This is a genomic window from Mangrovibacterium sp., from assembly GCF_059905295.1.
In genome coordinates this window covers 1-18663 of the sequence record NZ_JBZQJF010000079.1, presented here as the reverse complement: position 1 = coordinate 18663, position 18663 = coordinate 1, and the positions used below count along the sequence as shown (strand labels likewise).

Genomic DNA, 18663 nt, shown 5'->3' with positions numbered 1-18663 from the left:
TGAATTATTCGTGTCCTTCCAGTAAATCAGGGCGTAGGCGCTTGGTGCGCTCCCATGCCTGTTTTTCTTTCCATTCGTTAACTTGTTTGTCGTTACCACTTAAAAGGATCTCCGGAACTTTCCATCCATTGTGGTCAGCAGGGCGTGTGTAAACCGGAGGGCTAAGCAGGTTATCCTGAAACGAATCTGTTAGTGCTGAAGTTTCATCCGACATGGCTCCGGGGATCAGGCGTACAATTGCATCTACCATCACCGCAGCAGCCAGCTCACCTCCGGTCAAAACAAAATCGCCAATCGATATTTCCCGGGTAATCAAGTGATCCCTAACTCGTTGATCAACACCTTTGTAATGTCCGCATAAGATGATGATGTTTTCATAGAGCGAACACTGGTTGGCTATGCGTTGATTGAAAACTTCCCCATCGGGACTTGTGTAAATCACTTCGTCGTACTTTCGTTGTGACTTCAGGTGATTTATGGCATCCTCAATCGGCTGAATAGTCATAACCATTCCTGCTCCTCCACTAAATGCGTAATCGTCAACTTTTCGGTGCTTGTCGGTTGAAAAATCCCGGATGTTGTGAACGTGAATTTCAACAACTCCTGCATCCTGAGCTCTTTTCAGGATCGAGTGCTTAAATGGGCTTTTCAATAATTCCGGTACAACGGTTAATATGTCGATTCGCATTCTGTAATAATTTTCTGCAAAAGTAAAAAGAATCGCGAATGTGAGAATAGCTTTTTGATGAATTACAAATCTAAAATATTCGATAAGATGACGAATTGACTCGTGTTAATGAGTGATTTCGGAAATAATGACAGTATTTTTTGTTCTTAATACGATGAAATGGCTGAAATATCAAGTTGGAATACCTGTTGCAATACAGACCATCAGAAAACAAAATTTGATAATTAAACTTATTTGGAGGACATAAAAATGAAATTAGTAAAAGTTAATCCGACCTATGGTTTTAATGCAGTCGATCGTTTATTGAATGATTTCTTTGTGGATGGATTTAATCACGACCGTTTTGCGAAAAATGAAATTGCTTTTCAACCAGCAACTAATGTTTACGAATTTGAAGATTCGGTGAAAATTGAAATGCAAATTCCCGGGTTTAGTAAAGATCAAGTTAAAATTACACTGGATAAAAATGTTTTGGTAATTGCCGGAGAAGTTGGAGAATCTGAGAACGTTGATGCCAAATATTCTCGAGTTCAGTTTAATAGCCGGAACTTTGAAAAACGTTTTAAATTGGCAGATGACATGAATCAGGAGCAAATTCAGGCGATTTTCGAAAATGGCATATTGAACTTAGTTATTCAGAAGAAGAAAGAAGAGAAACAAATTGTAAGAAATATTGAAATTGCATAATCATTAATCGATTATTAAAAGAGTTAGCCGTATTCGTGTAGGATACGGCTTTTTTCGTACCTTATGCTCGGGTTTTCTTTTAAATAGTCAGTTATTTGCTTGAGTATTCGTTATGAAAATTATATTTTCGTAGAACATAAGAGACCTAAATATCTGAAAATTACCCGGTAATTTTAATATAATATTGTATGGAGCCTAAAGATCTGAACAACTCAAATGAAGAGTTAAATGCAAAACCTGAAAACACAGGAGATGCAGCTACGCCACAGCAAGTTAACGAACCTGTAAGTGAAGAACCGAAGGAAGAGTCAGTTGAAGAATTGGAGCAAGAGAAAGTTGTTGCTTCGACTGAGGAAACTTCGGAGGAAGAAACAACAGAGCAACCCTCAGCTGTTGAGGAAGCATCGGAGGAGGAAGTATCGGAGGAGGAAGAGGAATCTGAAGATGATTCTTCGGAGGATGATTCTTCTGAAGATGATGATGACGAAGAGGAGATGGATGAGGATACAGCTAATGAGGTTATTGCAAGAGGAAAGATTGATTATTCAACCTATACCGAAGTTGAATTAATTAATGCTTTACGTGATTTGCTGGCTTCACCCCCCGAGGAAGATATTAAAGATGAAGTTGATCGAATTAAAATCAACTTTTATAAAAAGCATAAGGCTAATATCGAAACCGAGAAAGCCGCGTTTATTGCTGATGGTGGCACTGAAGATGATTATGAGCCGGGAAATGCGCCATATGAAGATGATTTAAGAAATCTCTTGCGGGAATACCGCCAACTGCGTAGCAGTCGGGTCAAAGAGATGGAAGAAGAAAAAGAGGAAAACCTGGAAATTAAGTACCAGATTATCGAAGATATTAAGTCGTTGGTGAACCGGAAAGAGTCCATCAATAAAACTTTTCAGGAATTTCGGGATTTACAGCAAAAATGGCGTGATACCGGTTTGGTTCCGCAAGCGAAGCTGAAAGATCTTTGGGAAACCTACCATCACCATGTCGAGAATTTCTACGATTATATCAAGATTAATAAAGAATTGCGCGACCTCGATCTGAAAAAGAACATGGAGTCGAAAATCGCGCTTTGTGAGAAAGCCGAAGAGTTGTTGATGGAACCTTCAGTGATTAAAGCCTTCAATATTCTGCAAAAATATCATGAGCAATGGCGCGAAATTGGACCAGTGCCTCGCGATAAAAAGGATGAATTGTGGGAACGATTCAAATTAGCAACTTCGAAGATTAACAAGAAGCATCAGGAGTTCTTTGAAGATCGGAAGGATGAGCAAAGGAAAAATCTGGAAGCCAAAGTTGCTTTGTGTGAGAAAGCTGAAGAAATAGCAGCGTTGAACTTTGATAGCCATAAAGAATGGGATCACAAATCGAAAGAGCTGATTGAATTGCAAAAAGTATGGCGCACAATTGGTTTTGCACCTAAAAAGGACAACAATAAGGTTTATGAACGATTCAGAAGTGCTTGTGATAAATTTTTCGACGCAAAACGCGAATTTTATGCACAGAACAAAGAGATTCAGCAGAATAACCTGCAAATGAAGCTCGATTTGTGTGTGCAGGCTGAAGCATTGAAGGATAGTACTGATTGGAAGAAAACAACTGACGAATTTATAAGCATTCAAAAGAAATGGAAGGAGGTAGGACCTGTACCTCGCAAGCAGTCCGATGCTGTTTGGAAAAGGTTCCGTGCTGCCTGTGATTTCTTCTTTGACCAGAAATCTGAACATTTCTCAGTTGTCGATCATGAGCAGATTGAAAATTTGGAGGCTAAAAAAGCCTTGATTGAAGAGGTTAATAATTACAAGGCGACGAAGGATGAAGATGTTGATTTAGATCATATCAAAGAGTTTCAACGTCGTTGGAGTGAAATTGGTCATGTGCCGTTTAAGGATAAAGACAAGGTTCAGAACGAATTTCGGGCTGCAATCAATGCGCATTTTGATCATCTTCGGATTGATGATCATAAACGAGATATTCTGAAGTTTAAAACAAAAGTATCGAATTTTACAGAGAGCAGCCGAGGACAAAATAAAATGCGTCATGAACGGGATAAATACATCACGCGGATGAAACAGCTCGAGAATGACCTGACCTTGCTCAATAATAATATTGGATTCTTCGCCAATACAAAAAATGCAGAATCGCTGATTGAAGATGTAAACCGGAAGATTCAGGCAACGATCGAAAAGATCGAGATGCTGAAAGAAAAGATTCGAATAATTGACGAAGCTGACGATGAAGATTAACCAATAAATATTTAACCCGCTTCTTCAAGCGGGTTTTTTAATGGTATATTCATACGATAACATGCACATTTTTTAGCGCAATAAGTTTTATTGCTTAAATTTGTGCGCTTTTAGGAACAATTAAATTTTACGATTTTGTCAGCAACGAAGTACATATTTGTTACAGGTGGGGTAACGTCCTCATTGGGAAAAGGAATTTTGGCTGCATCATTAGCTAAATTGTTACAAGCCAGAGGTTATTCTGTGACGATTCAAAAGTTGGATCCCTATATTAATGTGGATCCAGGAACATTAAACCCATACGAGCACGGTGAGTGCTATGTAACCGAAGACGGGGCAGAAACAGACCTGGACTTAGGCCACTACGAACGTTTCCTGAACGTTCCCACATCGCAAGCGAATAATGTTACTACGGGACGGATTTACCAATCGGTCATTAATAAAGAGCGTCGTGGTGATTATTTGGGTAAAACAGTTCAGATTATTCCACACATCACTGACGAAATCAAACGTAAGATCAAATTTCTGGGAACGAAGCGCAATTATGATATTGTGGTAACGGAGATTGGTGGTACCGTTGGCGACATGGAGTCGTTACCCTACATTGAAGCTGTGCGTCAGTTGAAATGGGAGTTAGGCTCTAATGCTTTGGTTATTCACTTGACTTTGGTTCCTTTTTTGGCAGCATCGGGCGAGTTGAAAACAAAGCCAACGCAACACTCTGTGAAAATGTTGCTTGAAAATGGTGTACAGCCAGATGTTTTGGTTTTGAGAACGGAGCATGATCTGAATATAAGTTTGCGTAAAAAAGTAGCTTTGTTCTGTAATGTTGATGCAGATGCAGTTGTTCAATCAATTGATGTTGACACGATCTACGATGTTCCAAACAAGATGTTGGAAGAAAAGCTTGATTTGACTGTTTTACGTAAGATGAAGCTTGAGGCTAAGAACGAACCAAAACTAGATGATTGGAACGAGTTCTTACATAAACTAAAGAACCCTGAAAAAGAAATCAATATTGGCTTAGTGGGTAAATATGTGGAATTACCTGATGCCTATAAATCAATTGCCGAGGCATTGATTCATGCTGGTGCAATTAATCGTGTCAAAGTAAATCTGACATGGATTCACTCAGAAGATATTAATAAAAAGAATGTTGCAGAAATACTTTCCGGGCTCAATGGAGTGATCATTGCTCCGGGCTTCGGTCACCGAGGAATCGAGGGGAAAATTTTGGCAACCAAATATATTCGCGAAAATAATATTCCATTTCTGGGGATCTGCTTGGGAATGCAAATCGCAGTGATTGAATACGCCCGTAACGTACTCAATTTTGAAGCTGCTGACTCAACCGAGATGAACGAAAAAACGGCCTATCCGGTAATCGCCTTGATGGAAGATCAGAAAGGAATTACAGAGAAAGGTGGTACGATGCGGTTGGGGGCTTACAAGTGCGTGATTGCAGATAAAAATTCAAACTTGTATAAAGCCTACGGGAAAAAAGAAATTCATGAACGGCACCGTCACCGTTATGAATTTAACAACGAATATCTTGAGAACTTCAAGGAAGCAGGTATGGTTCCGGTTGGTATTAACCCGGATACAAACTTGGTTGAAGTTGTTGAAATCCCGGGTCACAAATGGTTTGTTGGTGTACAATACCACCCGGAATATAGTAGTACTGTATTAAATCCACATCCTCTATTTGTAGCTTTTGTGAATGCTGCAAAAAACTAACGATTGAAAATTAACAAGCATTATGGATAAGAACACGATTGCGGGGATAGTAATAATTCTAGCTATCCTGATCGGATTTAGTTACCTGAACAAACCGTCGCAGGAGGAGATTGACGCAGCCAAGCACCGTCAGGATTCGATTGCCCAGGTTGAGGCAGAACGCCAGCAGGAAGCTCAAATTCAGGCCAAAGAACTGGCCGAGAAACAACAGGCCGAGATGGCCGCCGATACAGCATTGGCTAATGCTACGGCCGCTGATAAATTTGGTGCCTTTGCCTCTGCAGCAACCGGTCAGGAAGAGTTTGTAACGCTGGAAAACAACCTGATGAAGATTACTCTTTCCACAAAAGGGGGAAAGATTTATTCAGTTGAACTGAAAAACTATAAAACTTATGATGGTAAACCGTTGATTCTCTTTAACGGTCCGGATAATAAATTTGGTTTAAGCTTCTTTTCTCAGAACAGAAGTATTGTTACCGACGACTTGTATTTTACGCCATCAACTTCACAAACTTCCCTGGTTGCTACTGGCCCTGAGGTCAAAAAAGGAAAAGAAGGAGATATCGAGTATAATGAAGAATTTCCAGGTGAAACCAAGTCGATTGGCATGACCTTGAGTGCCGGAGAAGGTCGCTCTTTGGAGTATGTTTATACACTTGCTCATAACTCATTCATGGTTGGTTTTGATATTAAAACCACTGGAATGAATAATGTGATCGCCCAAAATGTGAATTATCTAAACTTTAGCTGGGCATACTCTGGTCCTCGTTTGGAACGCAAATCAAAAATGGGTGAAGACCGCTATGCTACAGTATATTACAAGTATTACCAGGATGAAGTCGATAAGTTATCTCCTTCGAAAACAAGCGACGAAGAGTTGAAGACAAAAGTGAAATGGATCAGTTTCAAACAACTGTTTTTCAATTCATCGATCATTGCCGACGATGCTTTTCCTACAGCCGAAGTTAAGTATGCACACGATGAAAATAGCCTGACAAAAGTTGGTGATTTTGGAGCCGATATTGCTATTCCGTATGATGCTTCCCAAAATCAGGATTTCGGAATGCAGTTCTATTTTGGACCGAACCACTATACAACATTAAGACAGTACGGAATACATTTGGATCAGTTGATAAATCTGGGATATTCCGTGTTGCGCTGGGTGAACCGCTATTTGGTGATTCCTGTATTTAACTTACTTCGGAACCATATCGCGAACTTCGGTATTATTATCTTGTTGTTGACTGTTTTCATCAAGATGATTTTGTTCCCGTTCACCTACAAGTCGTATATCTCCCAGGCTAAAATGCGTGCCTTGAAACCCGAAATTGATGAGCTGAATGAGAAATACGGTAAAGATAAGGCGATGGAAAAACAACAGGCCACAATGGCTCTGTATAAGAAGGCAGGTGTTAATCCAATGGGAGGGTGTTTGCCAATGATATTGCAGATGCCGATCTTGTTTGCGATGTTTTTCTTCTTCCCAACATCTATTGAGTTGCGACAAGAACATTTCCTATGGGCTCACGACTTATCATCCTACGATTCGATCTTTCACTTGCCATTCACCATCCCAATTTATGGTGATCATGTGAGCTTGTTCTGTTTGTTGATGACGGTTACAACAATCATTTCAACTAAATTGAACTCGCAAGCAAGTGCGAACAATGCGATGCCTGGTATGCAAACCATGATGTACATTATGCCGCTCATGTTCTTGTTTATTTTGAACAGCTATCCGGCAGGTTTGAGTTACTATTACTTCCTGGCAAACTTAATCACGATCGGCCAAATGTATTTATTCAGAGTGCTGATTGATGATGAGAAAATTAGGGCTCAGTTGCATGCCAATAAAAAGAAGCCTACTAAAAAATCGAAGTTCCAACAACGTCTTGAGCAGATGGCAAAAGAACGCGGTGTTCAAATGCCGAAGAAATAAAATACAAGAAAAGATATTGAAGGGCTGCCCATGAGGGTGGCCCTTTTTTGTCTCTTAAAAGTGACTATGAGGTCTGTGTCGCCATATTTTAACCCTTTTCTTTCGATGTATTGCTATTCTTTTCAGATTTCAATACCAATTAAATAGATAAACGGTTTTCTTTCTTTCTAAAGGTGATCTTCCCGAAAAAGATGGGTGTTCCTCTCTAAATTAAAAGCGTTGGTCTTTTCTTTTGGTAATAAGTTAAATACAAGTTTTGTATCCTGTATAAAGGTCGTAGATTTGCGTTGGACTTAGTGATGGGAAGAGTAACATATTTGCTTCTTTTAAATCACCGGAACGCGATAAACAGAGTTTTGTATAATCGAACTAGTACCTGGGGAAGGGTATTGGAATTTAAGCTTATGCGTATTTGTTCTGGTTGCCGATATGGTGGCATAATTTTAGGCTAACTATTCTTTGGATTTTGCTGCATGTAGCTTTTATAGGAAAGGGGCTTCATGAGACAGAATTACGTTATCTATACTGAAGGGGGATATTTCGAAATAACGTTTTTGCAGACTATGTGAATTTCATTAATGGTTCCTGCTTTTTTTATGCTGGAAGTTAAAGGTGAATTTCTTCTTCTCGAAGGTGACCTTGATCATTCGCTTAAGAATTATGGTAGGTTGTATGTACTTGTTATATGCCTGTTTTATTCGTTTTGTCTCAGGTGTGTCTGTTCGGTAGAGTCATATATGTTCATTTCGGTCCTATTTGATTCTAAAACCTGAGTTGAAACAGAAAGGAAGCATGAGACGCAACTTTTTATAAGGTTCGTGTGTATTTTCCCTTCCCGATATTGTAGATTTTGTAAACAGGATTGAGTAATAATATTCTAAATGAAAAATTTGGTATGTTCAAGATTGCAAAAATGCTTAAACCCCCTTATTTTGTTGTTATTTTTAGTTCGCTTCGTACCTCGAATAAAGATTGTTGCGTAAAAATTGCAAAGCGTATGATTCGTTTAGCTGAAGAGCAAGATGGTTTTCTTGGTGCCGAGGAAACAAAAACAGACTCGGAAATAATGGTTTCCTTTTGGCTAAGTATGGAATCAATAGAAAATTGGCGCTTAAATGTTGAACACCAATTGTATCAGCAATACGGGAATGAATGGTCTACCGATTTTAATATTCGAATTGCTATGGTTGTAAAGGACTCTAAGTACGATTGGTGAAACAGAAATAATCCGCGCTTTAATTGTGAGCTTGAATTATGAACTGATATATTTCGATAATGAAAAAAATTACTGTTTTAATGCTGGTCGGTACGATCTTGCTCAATTATGCTTGTAGTCGTACTCCTAAAAAGGAAATTAAGGGGGAAATGAGTATCGAACAAAAAGCAGCATCGTTTGCTCCATTCAAACTGACGACTGATTTGTCGGTATTGACGGATAGCCAGAAGGAAATGCTTCCTTTACTTTTTAAGGCTGCAAAAATTATGGATGACATATTTTGGCAGGAAGCATATGGCGATAAGCAGGAAATTCTGGCCAAATCAACGAGCGATGCAATGACCCGGTTTATTGAGATTAATTACGGGCCGTGGGAGAGGCTTAATGCCAACAAACCCTTTGTGGAAGGTGTTGGTCCCAAACCTGCCGGAGCACAATTTTATCCTGCAGATATGACTAAAGCCGAGTTTGAAGCCTGGGACGAACCTACTAAAACAAGTTTATATACTTTGGTAAAACGTGATTCGGTTGGCCAACTTCAGTCTATTCCATATCATATCGCGTTTAAATCAGAAATCGAACAGGCGGCGGACTATATTCGCCAGGCTGCGGCTTTGGCTGAAGATCCTGGTCTAAAGAAATACATGGAGTTAAGAGCTGAAGCCCTTCTAACCGACGACTATCATGCCAGCGATTTGGCCTGGATGGATATGAAAAACAACCTGATAGATTTTGTGGTAGGTCCAATTGAGAGTTACGAAGATCAGTTGTTTGGCTATAAGGCTTCGCACGAAGCTTACATCCTCGTAAAAGATAAAGCATGGAGTGAACGCTTGGCTAAATTCGCCGATTTACTGCCTGACTTGCAACGTGCATTACCTTGCGATGCTCCCTATAAAAGCGAAATGCCCGGGAGTGATTCGGATTTAAATGCCTACGATGTGATTTACTATGCCGGAGATTGTAATGCAGGGAGTAAAACGATTGCGATTAACTTGCCTAACGACGAACAGGTGAGAGCTGAAAAAGGAAGCCGGAAACTTCAGCTTAAAAATGCGATGCGGGCCAAGTTTGAAAAAATTCTGGTTCCGATTGCAAATTTACTGATTGCCGAAGATCAACGTCAGCATGTTAAATTTGATGCTTTTTTCGAGAATACCATGTTTCATGAAGTAGCCCATGGTTTGGGACTGGGAAATACGATCGATGGAACAAAGACTGTTCGTCAAGCCTTGCGCGATACCTATACTTCGATGGAGGAAGGGAAAGCCGATATTTTAGGCTTATGGGTTGTATACAAACTCAACGAGATGGGGGAGTTGGGCGACAAAGACATGATGGATAATTTTGTGACTTTTATGGCCGGTATTTTTCGTTCGGTTCGTTTTGGAGCAGCCAGCGCACATGGTAAAGCCAATATGATTCGGTTTTATTATTTCCAGAACCAGGGGGCTTTCGAACGTGATGAATTAACCGGAACGTATCGTGTTAATTTTGAAAAGATGAAGGAGGCGATGATGAAGCTTTCAGATCTTTTACTGACAATACAAGGGAATGGTGATTATACGCAGGCTGCTGATCTTATCCAAAAAATGGGATCTATTCGCGAAGATCTGCAGAAAGATCTTGACCGGATAAATGCTCAAGGCATTCCAGTAGATATCACTTTTCAGCAAGGCCCCGAAGTATTAAATCTGGTGCAATAATGAAGTTCAAATAATTAAGTCGAAAGGGGAATAAAATTCCCCTTTCTGCATTTTTGATTCATTGATTAAGACAAAATACGGCTGATTATTTGTCTTGCACCTTCTTGAACCACATCCGATTCCCAACATTGTAATACTCATCCTTCAAACTCGGATTATCTGCTAGTTCGTTTTGGTGGTAAGGTAAATAAGGAACCATAACATCATCTCCGGCTTTCCAGTTTGCCGGAGTAAGTACCATTTCCTGGTCGGTAGTTTGCAGTGCCGATACAATACGTTCTATTTCGACCATGTTACGACCTACCTCAACAGGATAAAAGTTTACAGATCTTACAATATTGTTTGGATCGATAATGTAAACTCCCCGAATGTCTCTGCTTGTGCTGACAGGGGCATGCAGCATACCGTAGGTTTTTGATATCAGCATTTTACTGTCATCAATCACCGGGAAATCGATTTTTTGAGGACCATGGTTTTTGTAGTCCAGTTCTTCCATCTGAGCAACCCACATTTTGTGTTGCGAAAGGTTATCGGTTGAGATAACTGCAACTTTTACATTCATGTCTTCTAATTCTTTTTGCATGTAAGCCAGCTCAAGTAACTCGGTTGAACATACTGGTGTAAAATCTTTGGGATGACTGAAGAGAATTTTCCAATGTTTTCCGAAATCTTGGGGGAAGTGAAGTTTTCCTTGCGTTGTTTCAGCCGTAAACGAAGGAGCTTTAGAGCCAATTAGCGGAATTTGACTTGATTGTGCGAACGCTACTGATACAACGAAGAGTACCAGCAAAAGGGAAACAGATAACTTTTTCATGACATTTAAAATTTAATTTTTACTTGGTAAATAGGGGGTATGTATCGATTGGATACGATACTAATTTTAATATGTTCGGATAAACGGATGGTAAAATCCTAAAAAGGGAAATTACATTGTCATGAAAAAGTCAAATGATTAAAACAGGGCAAATTTCGGACTGAAAATATTTAATATGTAATGCTATTGGTGGCCCGAAATTGACCTGTTTTTGAGTACAATAGAATTGTAACTTTAGGAATAATTCGTATTGTAAAAGAGAATTTTGTCGGGTAAATTTTTTAGGTTAAAAGCATTTTAAACCACATATCAGTCTGCATCAATCGGTTTGCTTGTTCTTCAAACTGGCATTTTAGATGAAGCATGTTAACTGATTCTTCAAATTCTGCCTGGTCAAAGTCGTAACCTAGCTCTTTGAGTTTATCAAATACTTCTTCAGGTTTGCATTGGTTTACTGCTTTCCGTAGTTCGATGTCCTTTTGCGACTCGTTAATAAATTTTATTGCATCATTAATCGCCATAGTAAATTCCTTTTAGTTTTTAATAAATCTCAAATAATCCTACATTTTTGTTGGATAAATCAGCACAATCTAACCTTTTCGTATGAAAGGGTTGGATTTTTAACCTTTCAATAGTAAGCTGCAAATGCTGTTCCGAAAACAAAAAAGAAAAGCCGAAATCTCGTCTTCGGCTTATAAATATTGTTGCTGAGTATGGTTAAAGGACAAAACCGATTCCGAACGATACAAAATTGGCTTTGAACCCAGTATCCCTTTTATAGTAGTGGTATTTTAAATCAATATTCTTGATTTTCAGTTTCCAGATATGTTTATCTTCAAATATATCAGAGTACCGGAGGCCAAGTCCATATTGATTGGCATTAAATTTCGACAAATCGTAATCAGAGGTGTAATATTGCTCGGTCGATAAATGTTGGTTGTAACCGGCAAAGTAGTCGGCTGCTGTTTGGGTGTAATATCTGTACGAAGGGTATAGTGTAAATTTACTTCCTAGCTTAATTGGAACCTCGAGGCTTGCCGTATGCGATTTTATCCCCCAATCATCGGTGTAATAGCGATAAAAGCTTCGCAGTACAAGGTGCTCATTGATATAATAATTTAATCGACCTCCCAAGGCGACTTTCATGCGGCTGTGGGGTAAATGCTCGACATCATCCGCTAAATGAAAATCTTCAATATACGAGTCACCATAGTCGGCAAAATACACACGCTGAAATGGAGTTGAAAGCAATCCCTTCTGCAGAACCCAATCAGCCAGAAAAGCCCCTTGTAGGCGTTTGGAAAGAATCTGGGTCAGGACAAGTCCCGTGGAATATGAGTTCCGGCTTTTACCACTCAGCCCTGTAAACTTAGGATTGTAGTCTGTATTGCCCGTTATCGTATACCTGGTGTATAACGAAGAATATCTTCGATCTCCGTCAGTTGCATATGGTCGTAACTCATACGGGTATATTTTTAACCATTGATCCAGGTAAACGTTTCCTGATAAGGTCAACTCCGTATTCTTTTCATTGAATAAATGCGTATAACTACCCCCAAAGCCAAACGAAGAATAATCGTGCTCCGTTGAAGTGCTCAGTTTACCGGTCCAGATTTGGTTCCGGTCGTCGGAGCTATGACTGTATGTTCCTGCTAAATGTGCCCAAACATCGCCCGATGAAGCTCCTGAGGAGGCTTGAAACGGGCTTGCCGGCTTTTTCCCGTCAAATGGATTAATGTTACTTGAAGACGCTGAAGTATAGGCTGAAATCCCTGCTTCAACGGTCAATACATCATCTTCGTTCAACGGAACAGAAACAAGGATCGTTGACATGCCATCCTGAAGTTTTTCAGTTCCTTGTCCGCCGGTAACAGCAGCATGGTCGCCGTTCTGAGAATAATAATTCATCAGCACATCAATCTCCGTGCTTTGCAGAACTCTTTTTTTATATCCGGTGCCGGTGCTATCCGGCTCCTGTGCATACAGCGAGCCTGTTGCCAGCAGTATGATTAGTAAGCTTAATAGTTTTCCTTTCATAATTTCTTAGTTACATCCACATCCTCCTCCTGTTTTACCGGCATTGGCGCCGGAAGCAGCTTCACGGTAAGCATGAAAATTATTATCAAAAAGGTCAATCTTTTTCGATCCCAACTCCATGTCCGGATCGTTCAGGTCAATTTTTTCATATTCTTTGACAACAGTGCACGATCCCAACGAGAGGGCGAGCAACGCCAGATACAGAATCTTTTTTTTCATTCTTTTTCAATTTTAATATGATCAGAACTGTAAATATTTCCTTTTTCATCGATCAGGATGCACTCGATATTCGGGAGCTGGTTAATGCGATTCAGGCCAACATCAATTCCCATTACAAAGATTGAGGTTGCCAGTGCGTCGGCTAATTCAGCTTTGGGCGCAAACACGGTGGCACTTATAATTCCGGTCGCAGGATAGCCCGTTTTCGGATTGATAATATGTGTGTAGCGAACACCATTAAAACGAACATATTTTTCATAGTCGCCCGAGGTAACTACGGCTCCCTGGTGCAGCGGAAGAACAGCAAATACTTTATTTTTATTTAAAGGGTTAACGATCCCAACTTCCCAGTCCTTGCCTGATGGCTGCGTTCCCCAGGTATTCATATCGCCCGATGCGTTGATGATGCCGGCTTTCACTCCCTTCGACATGAGCAAGGCTTTTGCTTTATCAGCAGCATATCCTTTACCAATGGCACCAAAGCCAATCTTCATACCTTTTTGATCAAGGTAAACGCTGTGATCTGCTTTGTTCAGGATAATATGCTGAAAACCCACTTTGGCTACAGAGGCTTTAATTGCTTCCGGTGATGGCATTTCTGTCATACTGCCATCGAATTTCCAGATTTTATCCATCGAGGCATAGCTGATATCAAAGGCACCATCGGTGAGCTTCGATATAGCAAGGGCGCGTTCAATAAGTTGGAATAATTCCGGATCGACAACAACGGGACGAATACCGCTGTTCCTGTTAATTTTTGCAGTTTGGGAGTTTTCATCCCAGGAAGAAATGATCTTCTCTATTCGTGAAATTTCAGCAACAGCCAGATCAATGTAATGGTTCCCTTCTGCTTCGTTATCGGCAACAACCGTAATATCAAACCTGCTCCCCATTAACTTTAAGGTTCGGGTATAGCTTTCTGCACAAAACGAATTAATCGTTCCGAGTAGCGCAAAAAGCAAGATGAGTGATCTTCTCAAATTGTTTGAATTTAGAGCGAGTTCAAAAGGTTAATGTATTCGTCGGGGCTGATGTGTTTATAGCCGGTTTCACCAATCTCCTTTCCTTTGGAATCGAGTACGACAACAAAGGGAAAGAAGCCTTTTTTATTGTAGGTTTCGGCTAGTTGTCCGTTTTTAGTTTGTTGCTCTTTGGGTAATGCATTGTCTTTTTTACGAGGGAAATCGACTTTCAGCATCACGTAGTGGTCTTTCGCGTACGATTTGAAAGTGTCCGAACTCCAAATCTCCCGGTTTAGTTTCATGCAGGGAGCACACCAATCTGACCCTTGAAAAACCATGATCAACTTTTTGTTTTCCTTTTGAGCTTGAGCTTTAGCGTCATTAAAATCGGTCTTCCAGTCCTGGGCCGAAAGAGTTGACACTGCCATAAAGAGAAGCAGTATCGGAGCGATTAGTTTTTTCATACATTTATTTTTTTATTGTTTCGTTTAACAAGACAACGCGGAGATGGTTTAATACAGTATTTAAAGATCTCTATATTTAAATAATTTTAACAGACCTTTAAAAATCAAAATTTAAGCTGAAATAGAATTGGTCTTGTATTTTTAGTCTCGAAATTACAAATAACTTCACATGAAAAGGAACATTATAGTAACCGGAGGAGCGCAGGGAATAGGGCAGATTACCAGTCTTCAATTGCTTGCTGCAGGTTATGGTGTTTTCGTTTGGGATAATGATAAGGAAGCTCTTGACGAAATGCAGGCAGAGCATAAGCACGATAGTTTGCGTTACAGGATAGTTGACGTTTCGAATGAGCAGGAGGTTGCTGCCGCTGTTCGAGAAATTGTAGAAAGGGGTGAAAATATCTGTGGTCTTGTAAATAATGCGATGATTGCTGCCAATAAACCGATTCCGGAGCTGAGTTTGCAGGAGTGGAACAGCGTGCTTGCCGTTAACCTGACGGGCCCGTTTTTGTGTGCCAAATATACTGCTGACGAATTAAAGAAGAATAGAGGAGTCATTATCAATATGTGTTCAACAAGAGCTTTGCAATCGGAGCCTAACACCGAAGCTTACTCAGCAACTAAAGGGGGGCTGCTGGCGATGACTCATGCCTTGGCAATGAGTCTGGGACCTGAAATTCGGGTGAATGCGGTTAGTCCGGGCTGGATCGATGTGTCGGCAGTGAAGAAAAGGTCGCAAGCACTGCAATATCCCTTGAGCCAAGAGGATCACACACAACATCCTGTGGGGCGAGTGGGCAAAGGGGAGGATATTGCCAATATGATCGAATTTTTACTGCGGCCCGAAAATGATTTTATTACAGGACAGAACTTTGTTGTGGATGGAGGAATGACTAAAAAAATGATTTACGTTGAATAATCCAGACCTACAGCGAGTTTCGTTTGATAAACTCGAAGGGGCTCTTAATATGCGTGAAGTTTCGCGATAAGATCATCTCGGCTGCTTTCTTGCCAATTTCGTCATGGTTGGTTGATATGGTTGAAATTCCATCGCACAAAATCTCTTTTACGGGATTTTCGTTGTAGGAAATGAGCCCGATTTCCTGCCCTGCTTTCCATTGGCGGGCCTTCATATACTTGATAAACATGTATAGATCGTTGTCCGATACAAGGATGTATACTTCTTCCTTCTGAATGTTATTTTCATCGAGGTTGTCAATAATTTCGAAATCAAATTCCCGAAACTGGCAGAAATGTGTAAACCCTTTTTTGATATTGGTCGAATAATACTCGTTTTGAGGAAATACAAGATTCAATTTTTTGTATTTCCGAAGTAAGTCGATTGCTTCTTCCAGGGCTGTTTGTATATCCTTATCGTATTCCTGGTAAACCACCGGGTAATCTTCCAACTCCTGCCAGTACCGGTCGATAATCAAAACTTTATCCTTGGGTACTTTTTGAATTACAGGAACCACTGCGGCCGAGTCGTTTCGAAAATGGGGAAGAATAACAAAGTAATCATAGTGCTTCAGGTTTTCATCGATAATGGTCTCAAATTCTACCAGATCGTAATGATAGATGAATACATCAACACTGGCCTTGCTTCCCATGGTTTGAACGAATGAGTTGTACAGACTACGTTTGTAATTGCTGAGCTTGTTTATGATCAGGGCAATTTTCAGGCGCTTCCCGCTTGAAACTTTATTGACGTAATAACCTTTACCCTTTACCGAAACCAAAACACCTTTTTTGCGCAGGTTGGCATAGGCTTTTTCTACCGTATCGCGCGAAAGTAAAAGATCTTCGCTGGTCTCGTTAATCGAGGGGATTCGCTGTCCTTGCTTGAAGATCCCCGTCTCAATGTCGGTTAGGATCATTTCTTCAACCTGCAGATATTTAGGAACTTCTGATTCGCTGTTTATCCTGTTTAAGTCAGTCATTGGTCTGGTACTTTGCAGTAAATGCGTTGTGTTTTAGTTTGGTGCACGGAAATTATAAAAAATGAATCAGAAAGGATCGTTCTGACTTAAAAATTCCATTAAAGTTGGACTAAAGAACGTGAAGTTGACTATGATGCACAAGGGGCAAAATAAAAGAGATATGTTTTTCAACATTTTTTGAGAATTGTTGTTTGAAAAAGAAAAAATTTCATGGCAATAAATATTCCGGAAACCGGTAAAAAACGAATCGTCATCGTTGGTGCTGGTTTCGCAGGCTTAAAGCTTGCACGCAAGTTAAAAAACCAAGATTATCAGATCGTGTTGATCGATCGAAATAATTACCATCAATTTCAGCCCTTGTTTTATCAGGTGGCAACTTCAGGGCTCGAACCCAGCTCTATTTCATTCCCGCTTCGGAAAGTGTTTCAAAAGGAAAAGAATATGCACATCCGTGTAACGCATGTTACCGGTATTGAACCGGATAAAAAGCAAATTCAAACGCCGCTTGGACATGTTTGGTACGATTACCTGGTGATTGCAACCGGTGCAACAACCAACTATTTTGGGATGGAAGGGGTAACCAAATATGGCATTCCAATGAAGTCGGTTTCGGAGGCAGTTTATCTTCGGAATACGCTTTTGCTGAATTTTGAAAAGGCAGTAACCCTACGCGAACCTAAAGAACTGGAGAGTTTGCTAAATGTTGTTGTTGTCGGAGGTGGACCTACTGGTGTTGAGGTTTGCGGTGCTTTGGCTGAGATGAAGCGATTCGTACTGCCGAAAGACTATCCTGATATCAACTTCGATTTGATGCAAATTACCCTGATCGAGGCGAATCCGCATTTGTTGCATGGGATGAGTGACGGAAGTGGTCGTAAGTCGGCCGAATACCTGAAAAAGATGGGGGTAAATGTCATGTTGGATAAGCGGGTAACGGCTTACGATGGTAAAACAATTAACCTGGCCAGCGGAGAGGAATTGAGTAGCGAAACATTGATTTGGGCAGCAGGTGTTCGCGGACAAATTCCGGATGGTGTCGACCCTCAGTATATGGCCCGTGGTAACCGGGTAAAAGTGAATCGCTATAACGAAGTTGAAGGGCTGGATGGTGTTTTTGCGATCGGTGATATTGCGTATATGGAAACGCCCAAATATCCTTCCGGGCATCCGCAGGTAGCTCAGGTCGCCCTGCAACAAGCCGACAACCTGGCCGATAATCTAAAGCGCCTGGATGAAGGAAAACTTCGTGTCGATTTCGAATACAAAAATAAGGGCTCAATGGCAACCGTTGGACGGAACCGGGCCGTAGTCGATCTTCCTTACTGGAAGTTTTCAGGTCCTTTTGCCTGGATTATCTGGATGTTTATTCACCTGATGTCGATTGTTGGAGTGAAAAACCGACTGGTCATTTTTGTGAACTGGTTATGGAAGTATTTTACCTTCGATCAGTCGCTGCGCTTAATTCTTCGTCCATCGCGGAAAGCTCAGGAAAGGCCATTGTAAAGTACATTGCGCATAAAACAAACATGATTCCGGGGAATCACCAACGGAAATGAAAGTAAAGGAAAACAAGAGAAAGCAGTTGAAAACAATTGAAGACAATCCAATGGAGATGGAAGCTTGCACGGAGCGATTTCGACCGTTTATCAAGACCGGTAATATAAAACGTCTCACCCCAGCGGGGTGAAATAGGAGTAGCCCCGGGTAAAACGAGGTTCTGGCGAATGTCGGAAGCTAGTGGCACCCGGGGCTGTAGTAGATTTGCGTCTTTAGGCGCACGCTCTATGTTGCTTGTTGAGCAGATTGTGCATGCGCCGCATGGTTTGAATGATTCTTTTTTATTCTGTTCTTCTTTTGTGTCCGTTAGCCGGACGGGCTATTCCTTTTTCCCTTCAGCTGGAAAAAGGAATCAAAAAGAGCCGCCGCTGAATGAAAAATAGCTAAAACCGGTTTCCGCGCGCTAAAATTGTTCAAACTCCTCATCCGGCAGTGG

Annotated in this window: 16 protein-coding genes; 8 read left to right on the top strand and 8 right to left on the bottom strand. The window is 40.6% G+C overall.

The features are described from left to right. Nucleotides 1-4: 4 nt before the first annotated feature. A complete protein-coding gene (gene trmD, locus AC37HE_RS04360; protein ID WP_500781564.1) occupies nucleotides 5-688 on the bottom strand; it encodes a tRNA (guanosine(37)-N1)-methyltransferase TrmD in 684 nt (227 codons plus the stop codon). Between the two features lie 249 nt (nucleotides 689-937). On the opposite strand from trmD, the gene AC37HE_RS04355 reads away from it, so the two are divergent. The 6 genes from AC37HE_RS04355 (at nucleotide 938) to AC37HE_RS04330 (ending at nucleotide 10234) form a co-directional block, all read left to right on the top strand. After that, entirely contained in the window at nucleotides 938-1375 is a 438-nt protein-coding gene (locus tag AC37HE_RS04355) for an Hsp20/alpha crystallin family protein (protein ID WP_500781563.1), read from the top strand. Between the two features lie 188 nt (nucleotides 1376-1563). Beyond that, the gene (locus AC37HE_RS04350) at nucleotides 1564-3636 is read left to right on the top strand and encodes a DUF349 domain-containing protein (protein WP_500781562.1); all 2073 of its coding nucleotides are present in this window, start codon (nucleotides 1564-1566) and stop codon (nucleotides 3634-3636) included. A gap of 135 nt (nucleotides 3637-3771) precedes the next feature. Further along, nucleotides 3772-5373: a CTP synthase gene (pyrG, locus tag AC37HE_RS04345; protein WP_500781561.1), complete on the top strand. Its 1602-nt coding sequence runs from the start codon at nucleotides 3772-3774 to the stop codon at nucleotides 5371-5373. A gap of 22 nt (nucleotides 5374-5395) precedes the next feature. Further along, nucleotides 5396-7312, top strand: a complete 1917-nt coding sequence (gene yidC, locus AC37HE_RS04340) for a membrane protein insertase YidC (RefSeq protein WP_500781560.1) — start codon at nucleotides 5396-5398, stop codon at nucleotides 7310-7312. Nucleotides 7313-8174: 862 nt separating this feature from the next. Next, nucleotides 8175-8528: an antibiotic biosynthesis monooxygenase family protein gene (locus AC37HE_RS04335; protein WP_500781559.1), complete on the top strand. Its 354-nt coding sequence runs from the start codon at nucleotides 8175-8177 to the stop codon at nucleotides 8526-8528. A 59-nt stretch (nucleotides 8529-8587) separates the two neighbouring features. Beyond that, a complete protein-coding gene (locus AC37HE_RS04330) occupies nucleotides 8588-10234 on the top strand; it encodes a DUF8614 domain-containing protein (protein WP_500781558.1) in 1647 nt (548 codons plus the stop codon). 85 nt (nucleotides 10235-10319) lie between these two features. On the opposite strand, the gene AC37HE_RS04325 is transcribed toward AC37HE_RS04330, so the two are convergent. The 6 genes from AC37HE_RS04325 to AC37HE_RS04300 form a co-directional block, all read right to left on the bottom strand. After that, a complete protein-coding gene (locus AC37HE_RS04325) occupies nucleotides 10320-11048 on the bottom strand; it encodes a redoxin domain-containing protein (protein WP_500781557.1) in 729 nt (242 codons plus the stop codon). Between the two features lie 281 nt (nucleotides 11049-11329). Next, on the bottom strand, nucleotides 11330-11569 hold the full coding sequence (locus AC37HE_RS04320; RefSeq protein WP_500781556.1) for a Nif11-like leader peptide family natural product precursor: 240 nt from the start codon (nucleotides 11567-11569) through the stop codon (nucleotides 11330-11332). A gap of 196 nt (nucleotides 11570-11765) precedes the next feature. Next, complete coding sequence (locus tag AC37HE_RS04315) at nucleotides 11766-13085, bottom strand: DUF3570 domain-containing protein (protein ID WP_500781555.1); 1320 nt, start codon at nucleotides 13083-13085, stop codon at nucleotides 11766-11768. A 6-nt stretch (nucleotides 13086-13091) separates the two neighbouring features. After that, nucleotides 13092-13304 carry a DUF4266 domain-containing protein gene (locus tag AC37HE_RS04310; RefSeq protein ID WP_500781554.1) on the bottom strand — a complete coding sequence of 71 codons (213 nt, stop codon included), beginning with the start codon at nucleotides 13302-13304 and terminating at the stop codon, nucleotides 13092-13094. Further along, nucleotides 13301-14284 carry an FAD:protein FMN transferase gene (locus tag AC37HE_RS04305; protein ID WP_500781553.1) on the bottom strand — a complete coding sequence of 328 codons (984 nt, stop codon included), beginning with the start codon at nucleotides 14282-14284 and terminating at the stop codon, nucleotides 13301-13303. Before AC37HE_RS04305 ends, AC37HE_RS04310 begins: the two co-directional genes overlap by 4 nt. A gap of 11 nt (nucleotides 14285-14295) precedes the next feature. Next, nucleotides 14296-14730 (bottom strand): thioredoxin family protein, encoded by a 435-nt coding sequence (locus AC37HE_RS04300; protein ID WP_500781552.1) that lies wholly within the window; start codon nucleotides 14728-14730, stop codon nucleotides 14296-14298. Between the two features lie 169 nt (nucleotides 14731-14899). On the opposite strand from AC37HE_RS04300, the gene AC37HE_RS04295 reads away from it, so the two are divergent. Next, nucleotides 14900-15649 carry an SDR family oxidoreductase gene (locus AC37HE_RS04295; protein WP_500781551.1) on the top strand — a complete coding sequence of 250 codons (750 nt, stop codon included), beginning with the start codon at nucleotides 14900-14902 and terminating at the stop codon, nucleotides 15647-15649. Nucleotides 15650-15656: 7 nt separating this feature from the next. Here the strand turns inward: AC37HE_RS04295 and AC37HE_RS04290 are convergent, their stop codons facing one another. After that, on the bottom strand, nucleotides 15657-16670 hold the full coding sequence (locus AC37HE_RS04290; RefSeq protein ID WP_500781550.1) for a GntR family transcriptional regulator: 1014 nt from the start codon (nucleotides 16668-16670) through the stop codon (nucleotides 15657-15659). Nucleotides 16671-16880: 210 nt separating this feature from the next. Here AC37HE_RS04290 and AC37HE_RS04285 point away from each other — a divergent pair, with 210 nt between their 5' ends. Continuing rightward, nucleotides 16881-18173, top strand: coding sequence for an NAD(P)/FAD-dependent oxidoreductase (locus AC37HE_RS04285; protein ID WP_500781549.1), 1293 nt, complete (start codon nucleotides 16881-16883; stop codon nucleotides 18171-18173). Nucleotides 18174-18663: the final 490 nt, after the last annotated feature.

What these genes read in the sequence shown, in the direction of transcription:
- trmD (WP_500781564.1), bottom strand. Translation starts at nt 688, where the DNA reads ATGCGAATCGACATATTAACCGTTGTACCGGAATTATTGAAAAGCCCA.
- AC37HE_RS04355 (WP_500781563.1), top strand. Translation starts at nt 938, where the DNA reads ATGAAATTAGTAAAAGTTAATCCGACCTATGGTTTTAATGCAGTCGAT.
- AC37HE_RS04350 (WP_500781562.1), top strand. Translation starts at nt 1,564, where the DNA reads ATGGAGCCTAAAGATCTGAACAACTCAAATGAAGAGTTAAATGCAAAA.
- yidC (WP_500781560.1), top strand. Translation starts at nt 5,396, where the DNA reads ATGGATAAGAACACGATTGCGGGGATAGTAATAATTCTAGCTATCCTG.
- AC37HE_RS04330 (WP_500781558.1), top strand. Translation starts at nt 8,588, where the DNA reads ATGAAAAAAATTACTGTTTTAATGCTGGTCGGTACGATCTTGCTCAAT.
- AC37HE_RS04325 (WP_500781557.1), bottom strand. Translation starts at nt 11,048, where the DNA reads ATGAAAAAGTTATCTGTTTCCCTTTTGCTGGTACTCTTCGTTGTATCA.
- AC37HE_RS04320 (WP_500781556.1), bottom strand. Translation starts at nt 11,569, where the DNA reads ATGGCGATTAATGATGCAATAAAATTTATTAACGAGTCGCAAAAGGAC.
- AC37HE_RS04315 (WP_500781555.1), bottom strand. Translation starts at nt 13,085, where the DNA reads ATGAAAGGAAAACTATTAAGCTTACTAATCATACTGCTGGCAACAGGC.
- AC37HE_RS04310 (WP_500781554.1), bottom strand. Translation starts at nt 13,304, where the DNA reads ATGAAAAAAAAGATTCTGTATCTGGCGTTGCTCGCCCTCTCGTTGGGA.
- AC37HE_RS04300 (WP_500781552.1), bottom strand. Translation starts at nt 14,730, where the DNA reads ATGAAAAAACTAATCGCTCCGATACTGCTTCTCTTTATGGCAGTGTCA.
- AC37HE_RS04295 (WP_500781551.1), top strand. Translation starts at nt 14,900, where the DNA reads ATGAAAAGGAACATTATAGTAACCGGAGGAGCGCAGGGAATAGGGCAG.
- AC37HE_RS04290 (WP_500781550.1), bottom strand. Translation starts at nt 16,670, where the DNA reads ATGACTGACTTAAACAGGATAAACAGCGAATCAGAAGTTCCTAAATAT.
- AC37HE_RS04285 (WP_500781549.1), top strand. Translation starts at nt 16,881, where the DNA reads ATGGCAATAAATATTCCGGAAACCGGTAAAAAACGAATCGTCATCGTT.